At 40.1% G+C, this 15,856-nt stretch carries 20 protein-coding genes and 1 riboswitch; of the genes, 6 read left to right on the plus strand and 14 right to left on the minus strand.

Annotated features, from left to right (window positions below; all coding sequences use genetic code 11):
• Window positions 1-143 precede the first annotated feature (143 nt).
• From Q4550_RS01815 to Q4550_RS01835, 5 genes are all read right to left on the minus strand, one after another.
• Window positions 144-1,055, minus strand: coding sequence for an ABC transporter substrate-binding protein (locus tag Q4550_RS01815; RefSeq protein ID WP_303529868.1), 912 nt, complete (start codon window positions 1,053-1,055; stop codon window positions 144-146).
• Between the two features lie 17 nt (window positions 1,056-1,072).
• Window positions 1,073-1,810, minus strand: a complete 738-nt coding sequence (locus tag Q4550_RS01820) for an ABC transporter permease (RefSeq protein WP_303529870.1) — start codon at window positions 1,808-1,810, stop codon at window positions 1,073-1,075.
• A gap of 4 nt (window positions 1,811-1,814) precedes the next feature.
• The gene (locus tag Q4550_RS01825) at window positions 1,815-2,807 is read right to left on the minus strand and encodes an ABC transporter ATP-binding protein (RefSeq protein ID WP_303529872.1); all 993 of its coding nucleotides are present in this window, start codon (window positions 2,805-2,807) and stop codon (window positions 1,815-1,817) included.
• 16 nt (window positions 2,808-2,823) lie between these two features.
• Window positions 2,824-3,477 (minus strand): ABC transporter permease, encoded by a 654-nt coding sequence (locus Q4550_RS01830; protein ID WP_276511837.1) that lies wholly within the window; start codon window positions 3,475-3,477, stop codon window positions 2,824-2,826.
• 424 nt (window positions 3,478-3,901) lie between these two features.
• A complete protein-coding gene (locus Q4550_RS01835; RefSeq protein WP_303529880.1) occupies window positions 3,902-4,492 on the minus strand; it encodes a superoxide dismutase family protein in 591 nt (196 codons plus the stop codon).
• A 276-nt stretch (window positions 4,493-4,768) separates the two neighbouring features.
• Between Q4550_RS01835 and Q4550_RS01840 the strand changes: the two genes are divergently transcribed.
• Window positions 4,769-5,299, plus strand: coding sequence for a YceI family protein (locus Q4550_RS01840; protein WP_303529883.1), 531 nt, complete (start codon window positions 4,769-4,771; stop codon window positions 5,297-5,299).
• Between the two features lie 61 nt (window positions 5,300-5,360).
• Here Q4550_RS01840 and Q4550_RS01845 read toward each other — a convergent pair whose 3' ends face one another.
• The gene (locus Q4550_RS01845) at window positions 5,361-5,777 is read right to left on the minus strand and encodes a VOC family protein (RefSeq protein ID WP_303529886.1); all 417 of its coding nucleotides are present in this window, start codon (window positions 5,775-5,777) and stop codon (window positions 5,361-5,363) included.
• Between the two features lie 213 nt (window positions 5,778-5,990).
• Here Q4550_RS01845 and Q4550_RS01850 point away from each other — a divergent pair, with 213 nt between their 5' ends.
• Entirely contained in the window at window positions 5,991-6,554 is a 564-nt protein-coding gene (locus Q4550_RS01850; protein WP_303529889.1) for a CBO0543 family protein, read from the plus strand.
• A gap of 25 nt (window positions 6,555-6,579) precedes the next feature.
• Here Q4550_RS01850 and Q4550_RS01855 read toward each other — a convergent pair whose 3' ends face one another.
• The gene (locus Q4550_RS01855) at window positions 6,580-8,112 is read right to left on the minus strand and encodes an FAD-dependent monooxygenase (protein WP_303529892.1); all 1,533 of its coding nucleotides are present in this window, start codon (window positions 8,110-8,112) and stop codon (window positions 6,580-6,582) included.
• A gap of 123 nt (window positions 8,113-8,235) precedes the next feature.
• A riboswitch (cyclic di-GMP riboswitch) is annotated at window positions 8,236-8,319 on the plus strand.
• A gap of 11 nt (window positions 8,320-8,330) precedes the next feature.
• On the opposite strand from Q4550_RS01855, the gene Q4550_RS01860 reads away from it, so the two are divergent.
• The 3 genes from Q4550_RS01860 to Q4550_RS01865 all read left to right on the plus strand — a co-directional run bounded on the left by Q4550_RS01860 (window position 8,331) and on the right by Q4550_RS01865 (window position 10,252).
• Window positions 8,331-8,972, plus strand: a complete 642-nt coding sequence (locus Q4550_RS01860) for an HD-GYP domain-containing protein (protein ID WP_303529894.1) — start codon at window positions 8,331-8,333, stop codon at window positions 8,970-8,972.
• 58 nt (window positions 8,973-9,030) lie between these two features.
• The gene (gene sda, locus Q4550_RS24625) at window positions 9,031-9,198 is read left to right on the plus strand and encodes a sporulation histidine kinase inhibitor Sda (protein ID WP_369290135.1); all 168 of its coding nucleotides are present in this window, start codon (window positions 9,031-9,033) and stop codon (window positions 9,196-9,198) included.
• A 211-nt stretch (window positions 9,199-9,409) separates the two neighbouring features.
• Window positions 9,410-10,252 (plus strand): aldo/keto reductase, encoded by an 843-nt coding sequence (locus Q4550_RS01865; protein WP_303529896.1) that lies wholly within the window; start codon window positions 9,410-9,412, stop codon window positions 10,250-10,252.
• Window positions 10,253-10,379: 127 nt separating this feature from the next.
• Here Q4550_RS01865 and Q4550_RS01870 read toward each other — a convergent pair whose 3' ends face one another.
• The gene (locus Q4550_RS01870) at window positions 10,380-10,871 is read right to left on the minus strand and encodes a DUF2798 domain-containing protein (RefSeq protein WP_303529898.1); all 492 of its coding nucleotides are present in this window, start codon (window positions 10,869-10,871) and stop codon (window positions 10,380-10,382) included.
• A 222-nt stretch (window positions 10,872-11,093) separates the two neighbouring features.
• Between Q4550_RS01870 and Q4550_RS01875 the strand changes: the two genes are divergently transcribed.
• Window positions 11,094-12,167, plus strand: coding sequence for an AbrB family transcriptional regulator (locus Q4550_RS01875; RefSeq protein ID WP_303529900.1), 1,074 nt, complete (start codon window positions 11,094-11,096; stop codon window positions 12,165-12,167).
• 63 nt (window positions 12,168-12,230) lie between these two features.
• On the opposite strand, the gene Q4550_RS01880 is transcribed toward Q4550_RS01875, so the two are convergent.
• The 6 genes from Q4550_RS01880 to Q4550_RS01905 all read right to left on the minus strand — a co-directional run bounded on the left by Q4550_RS01880 (window position 12,231) and on the right by Q4550_RS01905 (window position 15,767).
• Complete coding sequence (locus Q4550_RS01880; RefSeq protein WP_303529902.1) at window positions 12,231-12,779, minus strand: 2'-5' RNA ligase family protein; 549 nt, start codon at window positions 12,777-12,779, stop codon at window positions 12,231-12,233.
• Window positions 12,780-12,840: 61 nt separating this feature from the next.
• A complete protein-coding gene (locus Q4550_RS01885) occupies window positions 12,841-13,473 on the minus strand; it encodes a VC0807 family protein (protein ID WP_303529903.1) in 633 nt (210 codons plus the stop codon).
• A gap of 113 nt (window positions 13,474-13,586) precedes the next feature.
• Window positions 13,587-14,129, minus strand: a complete 543-nt coding sequence (locus Q4550_RS01890; protein ID WP_303529904.1) for a hypothetical protein — start codon at window positions 14,127-14,129, stop codon at window positions 13,587-13,589.
• A 40-nt stretch (window positions 14,130-14,169) separates the two neighbouring features.
• Window positions 14,170-14,715, minus strand: coding sequence for a GNAT family N-acetyltransferase (locus Q4550_RS01895; RefSeq protein WP_306558340.1), 546 nt, complete (start codon window positions 14,713-14,715; stop codon window positions 14,170-14,172).
• An 87-nt stretch (window positions 14,716-14,802) separates the two neighbouring features.
• Window positions 14,803-15,231 carry an HIT family protein gene (locus Q4550_RS01900; RefSeq protein ID WP_303529908.1) on the minus strand — a complete coding sequence of 143 codons (429 nt, stop codon included), beginning with the start codon at window positions 15,229-15,231 and terminating at the stop codon, window positions 14,803-14,805.
• Between the two features lie 65 nt (window positions 15,232-15,296).
• On the minus strand, window positions 15,297-15,767 hold the full coding sequence (locus Q4550_RS01905) for a hypothetical protein (RefSeq protein ID WP_303529910.1): 471 nt from the start codon (window positions 15,765-15,767) through the stop codon (window positions 15,297-15,299).
• Window positions 15,768-15,856 lie beyond the last annotated feature (89 nt).

Consider the following 15,856-nt stretch of genomic DNA (forward strand, 5'->3'; position numbering starts at 1 on the left):
ACATTCCATACTTTTTACTACAACGCCATAATATTTTAATAATTATACGATAACTTAGGAATTCGCCAATAATTGCGCATATTCTCCATCATACACAAAAAAGCTCATCCTGATTTTTTCTTCAGGATGAGCTTTTATTACTATTATTCATCTAGCAAACCATTCTCTACTAACCAATCATGGGCTACAACGGAGACGCTGTTTCCTTCAATGTCGACTTTATAATTTAACTCGCGCATAATATCACTGTTTAGTTTTTCACCTAAACGCGCTGTTATCTCTTCCACTTCCGGATACTTTTCGAATACATCCTCATTGATACTAACCGCCGCTCTATATGGCGGGAAGAAGGTTTTATCGTCCTTCAGGGTAACAAGGTCATACTCGACAATAGTAGCATCTGTTTCAAATGCGACCGAGACATCGACCTGTCCATTGTCTAAAGACCTTTGTGTTAAACCAAGGTCCATCAGCTTAATTTGACTAGAATCAAATTCAAATCCGTATGTTTTCTCTACACCAGGCAATCCATCAGGTCGATTCGCAAACTCTGCGTCTGAGGCCATTGTTAGCTTTCCTGGGTTTTCATTCACGTACTTCGCTAAATCACTAATCGACTCAATGCCTAATTCTTCTGCCTGCTCTTTCTTCATAGCGAGAGCATAGGTGTTGTTAACGTTAGACATATTCATCCAATGGATATCATTATTTTTGGCATCTAACTCTTTGACCTTCTCAAATGCTTCCACTGGATCAGCAATCGGCTCTTCGCCCATATATGTAATGAGTGCCGTTCCGGTATATTCCCACATCATATCAACCTGACTATTTTCGAGCGCTTTACGAACAACGGTACTCCCCAGGTTGTTCATTTGCTTCACGTCAAACCCTTCCTCCTTTAGAAGAAAAGCGGTCATTTCGGAAAGTAGGTATTGCTCTGTAAAGTTCTTGCCACCAACCGAAATCTGTTTCCCCCCAATCCCTACGCTTGAGCACGAGGCTAGCATGGAAAGGATGGAAATGATTCCGATAATACGAAATAGTTTTCTTTTCATACAAACACCTCCTATCGTTACGTTTCTTGTGGTGGTCTAGATCCCTTTGGTACAATCTTTCGTTCAAGTAATCGAAGAAGATAGTCTACAAAAATAGCTAGTAAGGTTACTGGAATAGCACCAGAAATTAAATAACCGTTATCAAATAACTGGATGCCGGTAAAGATCCATACGCCTAGACCGCCACCGCCGACAACATAAGCAAGTGCAGCCGTTCCGATATTTAATACGACGGCTGTACGAATACCTGCAAGAATCGAATACGATGCATTCGGTAATTCAATTCGAAAGAGTATTTGAATTGGCTTCATGCCCATCCCTCTTGCTGCATCGATTAAATTCTCATCAATGGAATCAATTCCCGCAACCGTATTCCGATACATCGGTAACAGCGAGTATATAAATAAGGCAAATACTGCCGTGTTAAATCCGATTCCTAGAATACTAATCATCAAAGCAAGAACAGCAAGACTTGGAATCGTTTGACCAAGGTTAACCGTATTTGAAACGACCCACTCAGCTCTTCGAAAGCTTTTACGCGTGACAAGAATGCCAATAGGTAGCGCTACGATGACCGCTAGGAAAGAAGAAACAAGTACAAGCTGCATATGCTGCTTCAATAAGTGAAGAAACGTACTGGATTGACTGAAAATATAGTCAAAATAGCTGTTGCTGATGGCCCAAATAAAGAACACGGCTACTATTCCGTAGACGAGAAAGCTTACAATACGGCTCATAACTTTTTTCTTATTCATCAAATCACCCCTTCTGCACCAGGGTAGGCTTTGCCTTAATTTCAAAATGAAGATACTTTTGAACGAGATCAATCGTAATGGCGCCAAGTTTGTTACCGTCATCATCAACTACGATCACTTGATCCGCTTCCTGATTTAGAAGCATGGATAACGTATTACGCAAATCATGGTGAACATTAATCGTAATGGTATCCTCAATCGTTTCATCTTCATTAACAAGACCAATGATTTCTTGAATGTCTTGAATGGTATGAAGACTTAAACTCTTGATTGCACGGTCTTTCCCGAAGAATTCACGAACAAATTCATTCTTAGGACGAACAAGCATTTCAGACGGCGTATCGTATTGCATGACTTCCCCACCGCGTAATAGAACGATTTTGTCTGCCATTTTAATCGCTTCGTCAATGTCATGACTAACGAAAAGAATTGTTTTCTTTACTTCACGCTGAATTTGAAGAAACTCATCTTGAATTTTCTCACGAATAATCGGATCAAGAGCTCCAAATGGCTCATCCATTAGCATAACGGGCGGGTCAGCTGCTAATGCGCGAATAACACCAATACGCTGCTGCTGTCCTCCAGAAAGCTCATGCGGATAACGTTTACCAAATTTCTCACCGCTTAATCCGATCATTTCCATCAATTTATTAAAACGATTGCGCTTCTCTTTCTTTTTCCACCCTAATAGGTCGGGAACAATCATAACGTTTTCTTCAATCGTCATATTCGGAAATAGACCATTGCTTTGAATGACGTAGCCAATTTTTCTTCGAAGAGCAATTTGATCTAAAGACATAGAATCTTCACCATCAATAGTGATCTTTCCATCTGAAATCGATTCCAAACGATTCACCATTCGAAGCAGGGTTGTTTTCCCACAGCCTGACGGTCCTAATAAAACCACAATTTGTCCTTTTTCAACGGTGAAGTCTACACCATTCACAGCTGTTACGCCGCCTTCAAATGTTTTGGTTGTTTGATCAAATGTAATCATTTCTTCACCTCACTCCTTAATTCGCAATGCTTTTTGGTGTATAACGTTTTTGAATCCATAACAAGATGCCATCTGCGATCATAGCAAGAATGGCAACGGCAATTGAGCCACTAATAATTAAGTAATTGTCCCCACGTGAAATGCCCTGAGTGATAAGAACACCGAGTCCTCCTGCACCAATATAAGCAGCGATGACACCGATTCCGATGTTAAGTACAACGGCTGTTCGAATACCTGCCATTATGATGGGGAACGCATTCGGAATTTCGACGCGAAGAAGTCGCTGACTCGTTTTCATCCCTAATCCCTTTGCTGCATCTCGCATTTCAGGGTTTACGTTACGAATTGCGGTATATGTATTTCGTATAATGGGGAGCTGCGAATACAGAACCAGTGCTACAAAGGCTGGAACAAATCCAATTCCCTGGTTGACGATCGAGAAGACCGGAATCATAATACCGAATAAAGCAATACTCGGAATCGTAAGCATGACAGAAGCAATCTGTAGAATCGTCTCAGCTAGATAATCATTTGTTGTTAAGTAAATGCCTAGAGGAACGCCAATGATAAGCGCAACAATGATCGCTAATCCGACGAGTATCGCGTGCTCAATCGCTAAATCAAAAATACGAGGAGCGTTTACCTCGAGAAATTTCATCCACTTGTCCAATACGGTAACCTCCTTTTTCATTCAATTTCATCATTGTATCAAATTAGGTACAAATTACCAACCTACCAACGAACTTTCACCCTCTTTGATCCACTGTCTCTTTCGCTCGTATTGACAAACATTTGTTTATACGAATGTTTTCGAGTTAACTCTAACTTAATACCCTAATACGAAAGTACTAACCCTGAATTTTCTGCGAATTTTTAATTTTCACGTATGAAAATCTTACATTTTAATAAAGTATCACTTTCTCATCACGGTCTCAGTAACTTTTGGGATGCTTATCGTCGTATATTGGCTAAACGACAAATAAGGACGGCTCACAAGCCCCCCTACTTGTCCGCTGTTTTCCACTGCATGAAGTACATAAAAAAAAGGATCCACGCCTCAAAAACCGTGGAACCCCTTTTTCATCTTTTCTCCCTTATTCACCTATCACACCGCAAGCAATACGATCTCCGGCATCTCCTGACGGCTGTGATTCCATATCATCTGCACCGGCATGAATAACAATGGCTGTTCCGCCTTCTTTTAGTAGCGAATTTTCTTCTCCAGATTTTAGCGTAACTTTGTCATTCATAATGTCGGTTTGAAGCGTTCCATCTTCGGCAACTTCAATATTTTCCATATCTCCCGCATGTGGACCATTATCGGATTCTGTACCGTGATCCTTATCACCGGGATTATAATGACCGCCTGCCGATTTGAAATCTGGTGCTTCACATGACCCAGTTTCATGAATATGAAAACCGTGCTCTCCTGCTGGCAAATCACTAACATCTAGACTGATCATCGTTGCGCCATCATGCTCATTCAGCTCGGCTGTCCCAATCTCTTCATCGTCCTGATTTTTCATAGTAACAGTGATCGTATCCATTTGTTCCTGTTCACTTTCACCGGCATTTTCCGTGGTTGTTTCCGGTTCGTTTTCTGTCGTTCCTTCTTCGTTACCTCCACAGGCGGCTAACACAAGTAGTACACTCATCATTAGTAAAAGAATCGTCCATCTTTTCATCGAAACAGCTCCTTTTCTCCCTTTATACTTACCATCATGACACCACTTTCCATTCAGTAAACCCAACAAATCCAAATTCCTTCCAATTAACTACCGGATTATGACTAAAAAGAGGCTTTAGTATGAGGCAAGACGTTTTAAACGTGGATAAAAAGTTGCACGGAATATTGAAAGAATATTAACAATGTCTTAACTTAAAACATCTTGACTTCGAGATAAATTTACGGTATCTTTAATCTATACTAAAAAGCAACAATCCTGAGGAGGAATTTTTCAATGTCTACATTAACACTAGATAAAGTTCACAGCAGTTTAGATTTTCAAATCAAGCATATGATGGTATCAAAAGCAAAAGGTGAATTTACTGACTTTGACGTCGATTTCAACGGCGATCTTGATAACCTGACTTCCGCAAACATTAAAGTTACAATCTCGGTGAAATCAATCGATACAGGTAACGAAGACCGTGACGGACACCTTCGCTCTGGTGATTTCTTTGAAGCAGATCAATATCCAAATATGGTCTTCCAAAGTAAGTCTATTGCAAAGAAAGATGATGGAGAGTATGACGTTACTGGCGACTTTACGATTAAAGGCGTAACGAAAGAAGAAACGTTCACAGTTGAATACAACGGCAAATCCAAAAGCCCACTTGATGGCAGCACAGTAGCTGGTTTTGACGTTTCAGGTAAAGTGAACCGTGAAGCTTACGGCATGACGTATAATGCTGCGATGGAAACAGGCGGGTTCTTGCTTGGGAAAGACGTGAAATTCGAAGGGAACTTTGAGTTTGTTGTAGCTGAATAAGCGAAAGCAAATGGAAACACCTCATCCCCTAACGGATGAGGTGTTTTGGTTTATGAAGCTATTATCCCTGTTCAATTGCACTTTCATCCATATGCATCACTTCCCACAAGTGGCCATCAATGTCCTGAAAACTCCTGGCATACATGAATCCATGATCGATGGGATCATTCGAAGCTTTACCTCTAGCCGCAAGCGCACGACTCACCATTTGGTCCACCTCATCATTGCTTTCTGCAGAAAGGGCCATAATGACTTCTGTTGATTCTCTGGCGTTCGTAAGGTTCTTCTTCGTAAATGTCTTGAAGAATTCCTCTACAAGTAACATAACAAATGTATTTTCATTGATCACCATGCACGTCGCATTCTCATCTGTAAACTGTGGGTTAAATTCAAAGCCAATTTCAGAGAAAAAAGCGATGGATTTATCGAGATCTTTGACCGGTAAATTTACAAACACGTGCTTCGCCGTTTGAGCCATTCGATCACTCTCCTTAGAAAAATGAATTCTTTCCTATATTCATTTCGCTATGAAACCTCAAACTCCTTATACATATCCCAAAAGATTTTTTCACACATAAGAAAAGAGAAATCAACACGTTCACCTTACAGAGCTTTTCATAAAGAAAATTTCTAAAAAACGTAATAACAACTATTCGTGCGATGAATACTATCCCTAAAGGTGGTGTTCATCATGGATCGACAACAGCAGTTTGATCAAATTGTCTTGTTGCGAAGAGAACTTGAAGAGAAAGCGAATCATTATTGGCAAAGTTATTCTGACTATACAACCTGGCAATTTTGGCTTATTTTAGCGTTCATCTTCGTGCCGCTGATTATCCTTTATTTTCGAATCGATCGACGCAACATTTTTCTGCTCGGATTCTTCGGCTATTCCGTTCACGTCATAGCTGCTTATGTGGATGCATTAGGTGTTCGTAAATCCTGGTGGGATTATCCTTACATTGCGATTCCCCAATTACCTGCAAGTATTAGTATTGATGGAGCTCTTGTCCCGGTCTATTTTATTTTGCTTTATCAGTGGTGCTTATCACATAAGAAAAACTACTGGTTATACGGCACGCTTTCAGCAGTAGGCTTTACGTTTATTTTTAAGCCGATTTTAATTTGGCTCGACCTCTTTGAACTATACACCAATTGGTATGTTTTATTAGCAGCCTATTTATTCGTCATATATGTAGCGAAAGTGATAACGGATATTTTTATCAAAATGTCTAAACAAAGCAGGGAGACTTAAGGAAACAAGAAACTGAATCTTGCCCTTAAGTCTCCTTGTCTAAAGATAAAATGTTGAATTTTGATACGTACTGTTTCAATCTTTCCACATTCTGTTCACTATCCGCTAAAGCTACATAACCATCAGGCCGGATCAGGTACAGCGCATTTTCCTGCAATCCTTTTTTCGTCATTGCTTTTTCAAAGCTAAACTCATATAGAGCATATCCAGATACCCTGGCAAAACCCTTAACGGCTTCATTTGCTTGACCGTATACGTGAAGCTGCCAATCCATTGACTTAAGCGCATCATAATTAATGCATGATTCTGTTTGGATCCATGGCAGGCGATCTCCACCATGAACTTTCCCCGCTGTACCAACACTAAGTTGACTGTCGCGATAATGAATGTTGATTTGAGAAAGCCTTCTAAAGGCTGCTTTTCGAGCAATGGAAAAGGAACGAAGCGTAAATGGAGCCACGTTGGGTATGACGATTTTCCGCAGTAGTTTGCTCGTCATGTGGTCACCTATAATAGAAGTAAACGCCCGATCAGTTGTATCGATTAACGTTCTCGCAAAGTTAATACGCTCTTCTTCAAATGTATCAAGAATGCCTTCGTCCGTTTTCCGAAGCAACACTGCAGCTAGCTTCCACGCTAAGTTCACCGCGTCCCCAATACCGGTGTTCATGCCCTGTCCGCCAGCCGGGCTATGAATGTGTCCAGCATCTCCGGCAATAAACGCACGTCCTTTTCTAAAGTGACTGCTAACGCGATGATGGACTTTGTACGTTTGGAACCAGTTCACATGTTGAATCGTTAAGCCTGTTCTCTGCTCGATCAGCGACTGGAAATCCTTGAACGCAACTGAGCTTTGATCGGTTAAATTGCGAGGAACTATTCCAATAATCCGTTCCATTCCCGTGCTTCTAACCGGCATGAATAAGTAAAAGGTGTCAGAATCTAAATACACATTTAAACTACTTTCAGCTATTTGTCCGGTGTTCGCTTTAACATCCGCCACAAAAAACAGTTCCTCGTACGTTCCACCTGGAAAATCAAAAGCAAGCTCTCTTCGAACAGTACTATGCGCCCCATCACACCCGCATATATATGAAAACTCACTCCGTTCTTCCTTATTATCTTTTTTAATAACGGCTTGAACATGGTCCCCTTCATCCATAAACGAAACCAACTCTGTCTCCCATTCCACCTCAACGCCTTCGTCGGCTAATTTGTTAATTAGCAGCTGCTCGTGATCATCTTGTGGATAGCTTAGGGCAAATGGGAAAGGACTTAATCCTTTTCCAAGATCACGAAAATATATGTTCGCCTTTGCTTTCTTTCCTTCTCGAAATTGGATAGTCTTCACTTTAATCCCCTGATGGATGACTTCTTCTGCGAAGCCCATTTGGTCATAGAATTCTAGCGTTCTAGCGTGTACAATTAGCGCACGTGATGCTTCTCCGGGTCCCGCATTTTTCTCAATTATTCGAAATGAAACTCCATATTTCGCCAGATGGAGGGCTAATACAAGTCCAGTCGGACCCGCGCCAACAATTAATACGTCAGATTTCATATTCCAATCTCCTTTCAAAAATAAACCTATCATAACACATTAAGCTATTAACAAATCCCACTTTTTATGGTAATGATTATATAAGTATATCCTCATGACATGATACCTCAGTAAGAGATCCACAAAAAAAGAGAATGCGATGAACTATCATTCTAGCCTGGGCACTTGAGTGATAGGGAGTAAGTAGTGCAACCGGCTCCTTAAAAAGGAGAATGAACATGGAAAAGTGTACATTGTACGGGCACACTCATTTATTTTCATTGCAGTCACGACGGATAATGGAACTGCTAAGGCGTCACGATCCTCATGCCTTCGTCCATTCGGTGCAAACAACGAGCTATTTCATTGATTTCTGTTTGCATTACAATTTCCGGTCATTGTTGAAACGACCCTTTCTTGAGTCTGTTTTGCTACATGACATCGGTAAACTGCTTGTTCCAACAGAAATCCTTCAAAAAAAGAGCCCACTAACCCTTTATGAGAAAGAGTATGTCGAGCAGCATCCAGAGTTTGGAATAGAACTACTTAATGATTTTCCAGAGATTGATATTGAGCCGTCTCTTATACTAAATCATCATGAGAATAACGATGGTACTGGCTATCCTTACCAATTACACGATGAGCAAATTCCTCGATCTGTTTCGATTCTTCGAGTCATCGATAGCTACATTGCAATGACGTCTGATCGAGCTTATCGTCCAAAACATTCTGACCAATTAGCTATTCAAGAAATTCATGCCCATCGGAATAACTTCTATGAGCCATACACCACCTCCTTGTTTATCTCTTATTTGGAAAAACGGTTAAAAGGGAAAAAGATTCTGCTTCATTATTTTGATTACGCCAAACGTCAAAATTAAGCAGCGCTTTTCAATAACCGTTTAAACAAAACCAAATAGAACAGGGAGGTCGAATAGATTGCGACTCTTATCAACTAAGGATTTACTAATCGCTTTTTGTGATGCGTATACTCTTCAATTAGATGAAGCTTTTATTGAAATGTTAACTAGTGAAATCATTAGAAGAGGAATCACTCCTCCCCAAACACGAACAGAGTGTTATGAAAAAATCCTCAATTGCACTTGATGAAGCCGCTTCTCATGACTCTCTAAATATAAAAGAAGCTTATTTGGTCTCTTCTAGCCAATAAGCTTTTTTTGATATTTTTCATTTGATCTCTCCCCCTTTCACAAATAAATTCACTGTTAATACGCTTACATATGTTTGCATTTTTTAGGAAGTGGTAGATTTAAAGTGTGATAAAAAAGGTGATTATTATTGAAAGGAATGATCTTTGATGAAGGAATCAATCCCAGAACTAACGTTGAATGATGGACTTACACTACCCGCTATCGGTTTCGGTACTTACAAACTAAATGGAAATGAAGGCGCAACTGCAATTAATAGTGCGATTGATGTTGGCTATCGCCTCATCGATACAGCTTACAATTACGAAAATGAAGGTACCGTAGGCGAAGCCATTCGTCGAAGTACAGTTCCTAGAAATGAACTGCGCGTCACTTCTAAATTACCAGGTCGCTATCACGAATATAATAAAGCGGTTACGGCTATTCAGGAGTCGTTATATAGAGCCAATCTTGATTATTATGATTTGTACCTCATTCACTGGCCGAACCCTAAACAAGGTCTTTATCCAGAAGCTTGGCAAGCTCTAATTGACGCTAAGAAATGGGGACTCATTCGCTCGATTGGCGTATGTAATTTCCTTCCGGAGCATCTTGAGCAATTGGAGAAAGAAACCGGCGTAAAGCCAAGTATCAATCAAATCGAACTACACCCCTTCTTCAACCAGGAAGATCAGAGAAGATTCCATCAACAAAACAACATCAAAACACAATCCTGGAGTCCGCTAGCTCGAGTGACTGACATTTTAGAAAATGAAACGATTAGTCAAATAGCAAATCAACATAACAAATCAGTCTCTCAGGTGATTTTACGCTGGCATTATCAATTAGGATCCATCCCGATTCCTAAATCATCTTCTCCAGAACGTCAGCTTGAGAACCTCTCTATCTTTGACTTTTCTTTAAATGAAACAGAAATGGCGATGATGGCTGAATTAACGAAAACAAATGGACGATTGAATGATCAAGATCCAGCTACTTATGAAGAATTTTAAATTTCCCCATCTAACGATTTAACTAACCATAACCAACTAGAAAAGGATGCCCTTCAGCAGGGCACCCTTTTTTTCTTTACCATCTGTTCACTTCTTCAATAAATCAAATTCACCGCTACTTATTCCATTACTGTACTTTAGCGCTCATTGGTTTATTCGTTTTTACATACTTCACGAACAACCACCGAACGAGTGGCCCCATAATGAGGAGCTGTAACGGGAAGGCTACAATGACATTTTTAATAAATAACGATACATACTCTCTTAGGAAGGAATGCTCCATAGATCCGCTATTAGCATATGACATTATTAATCCGTAAAATGACATAAAGAATACCATACCGATAACCATACAAGTTGAAAGAATTAAAATAACCTTCCATTTATTAGATTTGTTAAATGGCAAACGAACCGTAATTTTTTTCGCAATGGGACCTACCACAATCATTTCAAATAACAAAGCGATAATATAGCCAACCAGTAGACTCATAAGCAATTCTATAAGAGTCATTTCTCCCATTAATCCATTCGTAGATAAGTTATAGAATGTCATCACACATACCATTCCAAAACACATCATTAATCCAAAATAAAAACCTTCTTTTTTCGTTTCTGGCAAACGACTCATCCTCTCTTTCTAGCATAGTGACTAGTATAGTCATTTCAATTCGCGCTCGTAAGTGAACATTCTGTGAACATTTCAAGCGAATCGTATCGCATGAATATGCTAGTGAAGATATGCTACACTGTTGAAAATCACTGTTCTCATTTCAAGAGAAAGACTATTACGATGTTGTCTTCTCGATAAACAACGATATTGTTTTTTGAAGGTGCTGTTTGAATGAAAAAAGGACTACTACTCTTCATAGCTTTTACCGTTGGGTTTCTCTTTGACCTTCTCAACATGCCCGCTGGATGGTTATTAGGGGCAATGCTTGTTGGAGCCTTCTATCGTCTTATGATTGATGATATAGCTTACCCGAATCTATTGTTTGACCTCTCGTTAGCCGTGATCGGTGTCAGCATCAGTCTAAGTATTAAAGCAAAAATGTTTCAGGAAGTCGCAAGTTACCTCTTCCCTCTAGCGGTCTCAATGATCATCTTATTAATCGCAAGCTGGGTCCTAGGAAAGATTCTAAAAAACTATTCAAACCTTGATTCAAAAACAGCGCTATTCTGCTGTTTACCAGCCGGAGCATCGGTTATGATGGCTCTAAGTCGCGAATACAATGCGAATCTAGGTATGGTTGCTGCCTTTCAAACGGTTCGCATCATGATGCTTGTCTCAACTATCCCGCTCGTCGCTGGTTTTATGTCTTCCTTTCTATCGACAGATGAAGTACAGGGTGCTGCGATGAAAGCCACTTCTCAAGTGAATATGCCGTTGGGACTTGCTATTCTTTTCTACCTTTTGTTAATTGGAATCACCCTTTTCCTCGCAAAGAAATGGCGCATTCCGATCGCACCTTTTCTATACGCCATTATCATTGGATTTCTCTTTCACACGTTTATCCAACCGCTTCCAACCATGCCGAATCTCCTTGTAGGTATGGGAATGGCGATGCTTGGCGTCATCATCGGAGTGCGATTTGATCGCAGAGCTTTAAAGGAAATCAAAGAAATCGGGTGGACAAGCGTTTGGATTCTTCTCTCATTCTTTTTCTTAACATTTGTCGTAACGTTTGTGTTCTATCTCATGACGCCGCTCGATTTCATCACAAGTCTACTCGCGATCGTTCCAGCTGGCGCACCGCAAATGTCTTCTGTTGCAGCATCTCTTGACTTAGATGCCAGCATCGTTGCTGCCATGCAGGTCATACGCCTGCTCGTGCTTGTATTAATTATTCCAATGCTCGTTCCTTTTCTGGTTTCCAAAGAGCAAGGTAATGAAATAAGCGGACAAGAAAACACATAAAAAAAGCAGGTTCACATCCTTTTAGTGTGACCTGCTTTTTCTTATGATTTTCATAGAAGTTGATCATTTTAACCTTTTGGAGTAAATAATCGGCGCGTTCATTCCTTCCTCATCTTCTTCAACCAATTCGATCAGTGCCACTTCTTCGATTCTGCCATAGACCGTATCATTCCGTTCAATACAATAGTGATACACCTTCGCTAAATCTTCATGCGAAAGATCATTAGCTAACGTACAGTGAGGAATCCACTTGCCAGGTAAATATAAAGAGTTAGCTGTTTCATTGAATTCGCCAAGGTTTTGATAATGATCCGAATGAAACGTAAGCAATTCTTGCGTCACCGTAGGCGTTAGAAAGATTGCCCCATAATCCAGGAAAGATCCGATTGTATTAAACGTAATCTCAATGCCTACTTTTTCATTATAATAGGCATCCACTTCGTCTATGAACTTCTTTTTATCTAAGCTTTCATAGCTTCCTAATGTAATATGTGGCCTACCATCTTTCACTTCATCTGCATAGAAAGAAATGGACTGCTCGCTTAGGTCATTCCATATGTCTTTCACCTGCTGTTCTGTCTTCTCATCAAATAGTGCTATAAACCAGTACACTTTTTTAGCCGCCTCTCTCTTCTTATCCCTTTGTTACGAAGCCTTCTCTCATACAATTTAGCTATAACGTTTGTTCCATTTCTTTGTTGCTTTTGTATTGTAGTAATTTGGCAATATGGAAAAACCCGTAGACCGAAATAAGCGTAATCCCCCAACCGACTATTTGTTTCAAGAGAATGCCTTTATCAAAAGAATCCACGCCATATTGTAAGATCAACCAAACATTGATCGACGCTACGATGATGTTCTTACACACAAAACCAAAAGTGATGAGCTTAAATATCGTTAAGATTTTCTTCTGGTAAAACTCCTGTTTTAGAATGCGACGGCTCCTGCCCTGGAGCTCCATGATATCGACTGTAAACAATAAATAGATCGGCCGATTAATCACAATACTTACAACCATAATCAGTGCCATCGCATAAGAATAGATGACACGATTCCAAAGCATTTGAATGGCAGACCCGGAAAGAACGTCAACTAACGTACTCGTTGCTAACGTCACAATGAGAAAAATCCCAAAAAAGTTTATTTTCTTCAGTAGAATAAAGCGGATGATACTATATATCAACCCAGGGATAGTTGATATTAGCATAGCATAGTAGTCACCAATGATGTCTCGAGACAGGTGCCAAATGCCAATCGGAAATACAACGTAGCAAATGAGATCCCATATGAGAATATTTCGATTCACTAACTGTTCATCCTCCTCCGTACAAACGCTTGTGATTATAAAACAAGAGCTTCTCCTCGTCCCGGAAAAGCTCTTCCTTAGAAATTTCATCGTGTTAGAAATCAAACGACTGATCAGTTCAATTCATATGTTCCATCTTCATACACTTTGTACAACCCTACCGTTCCAGAACCACCCTTTTCCTTAAGGGATTTAGAAGTAAGTTGCACAGTATAATAAGATCCACCATCATCTGTTTGAATCGGTCCCATCTCTCTAAAAACGATATCTTCAAAATCAATGTTTTGTGTATCATCAGCTTCTAATTCACGCTTCAAATAATCGACAGCCGAAGAACCAGACGTTATTGCGACCTCGCTCGATTCAGAAGACTCCTCTTCAGAATCACCTTCTGTATGATCATTCGGATTCTCTTCTGTACCCTCGTCACCCGGATCATCAGATGTTGCTTCGCCTTCTTCATCCATAGAAGCTTCATCGCTCGTTTCGGTGCTTGCTTCTTCATTCATTGAAGCGTCGGATTCTTCACTCGAACTACTAGTCATTTCATTCGAGCCATTCGACTCGGCTTGCTCACCAGCTGAATTATTTCCACACGCAGCCAGCACCAGACAAGCAAACAAGCTCAGTGTAACCATTTTTCTATCCCATTTCATTTCGCAAGCTCCTCTATTGCAGTGATTTCAAACTATGTATCTAGCTCGCGGTGGGATTGAAGAGTCTAAACATCGATTGTTCTTCACCAAATCGCTTCAATTGGCCTTCACACGTCATCCCCACTTTTCGGAGAAGCTTACATGACGCCATATTTCGCGTTTGCGTCTCAGCGACGATTTCCTGTAGCTGCCATTCATTAAACCCGTATTCGATTACACAAGTAACGACCTCGCTCGCATAACCCTTCCGCCAGTACTGTGGTAGTAACTGATATCCAATCTCTGTACGAGCACCATCATGATAAGAATCAAGAAAAACAAAACCGATAAACGCATGACTGTCATTTAGAAAGATCGCCCAGTAGCGGCCTTTCTTTGCATGAAGCATATGTGTGAAATGATGCTTAAACGCCTCTTCCTCCACCGTTCCACCTAAGTATTTTCGCACATCCTCATTCTCATAAAGCTTTTTAACAGACTCATAATCCCTCTCCGAAAATAAGCGGAGATAACATCTTTCTGTTTTCAGGAATTTCCCTCCTATCCATCGCAATTGTTTTGAACAAAATTTTTCATTAATATACAATTCCAATTATTTCAAAACAAACAATGAAATTCAATCATCTCACGTGAATGGCATTAAATTCTTCTAATGAAAAATCAACTTTTCGTTTTACGACATCAATGCCATTTGTTTCATTAACTTCTCTTTCGTAACTCGTAAGCTAGCTTTCTCTTTACCATTCTCGCTCTCTTCTTCATGATAGAAAGCTTGTCCTTCATATCTCGGGATCACATGCATATGGTAATGACTCAAATCGTTGAACGTCCCGCCATTTTGGCAAACTGTGATTCCATCTGGCGCATAAAGTGCTTTGATTGCTCGGGAAATTTTCATAGAAGCCACCATGATCGCATTGGCTGTTTTTATATCTAACTCTTCTACATCTAAAACGTGTTTCTTAGGTACAATTAACGTATGACCCTCATTAAACGGCTCAATATCTAAAAAGCAACAAACATCATCATCTTCGTATACGACATGTACCGGTTCGATTTTGTTTGCCAATTGACAGCCTAAGCATGCTGATACCAAAGACATTCTCTTCCCCTTTGCTTAATCGCATTTATTTGGTGCATGAGCTAAATTCTTTTACTAGTCAACCTTTACTTCACCTGATAATCATTACTCGTTTTCACACCAAACCGATAAGTTGATTCTCCTAAAGACTTACCGCCTTTCCCATTCCAGAAGAAATGAAGACGATAGACTGTTTCACCATTAGTCGAAGGGGTAATGGTAATATTATTTGAATCCAATTTGATATGTTCGCCCGTCGTTTCATTTATAAGATTGATCGTAGATGGGGCTGGTTCCATCACATCAAAACTGATGCCTATGGATTGCTTGCCGATATCGACAATTTCAGGATTGTTCTGTGATTCACTATTAGCTTTTGTTACCATGACACAGTCATTCCAGCACACCGTTTTTGCGCTGTGCGCTATTTCAGTTTTCGCTTGTTTATCAAGATTCCACACTTCCACTTTTGGTTTAGGCGCTTCTTCACCGTTCAACTCCCCACTGCAAGCAGTTAGTAATGCAATCAGAAGGAAGAGTAATAAACGTTTCGCCATATGCCATCCCCTTTACGTCTTATGAAAATTCACACCCTAAGTTGTTTCTCGATTTTGGCTCATTTGAGAGAAACCATTCCTTCACGTAT

This window comes from Anaerobacillus sp. 1_MG-2023 (genome assembly GCF_030547345.1).
Lineage (GTDB): Bacteria > Bacillota > Bacilli > Bacillales > Guptibacillaceae > Guptibacillus > Guptibacillus hwajinpoensis_B.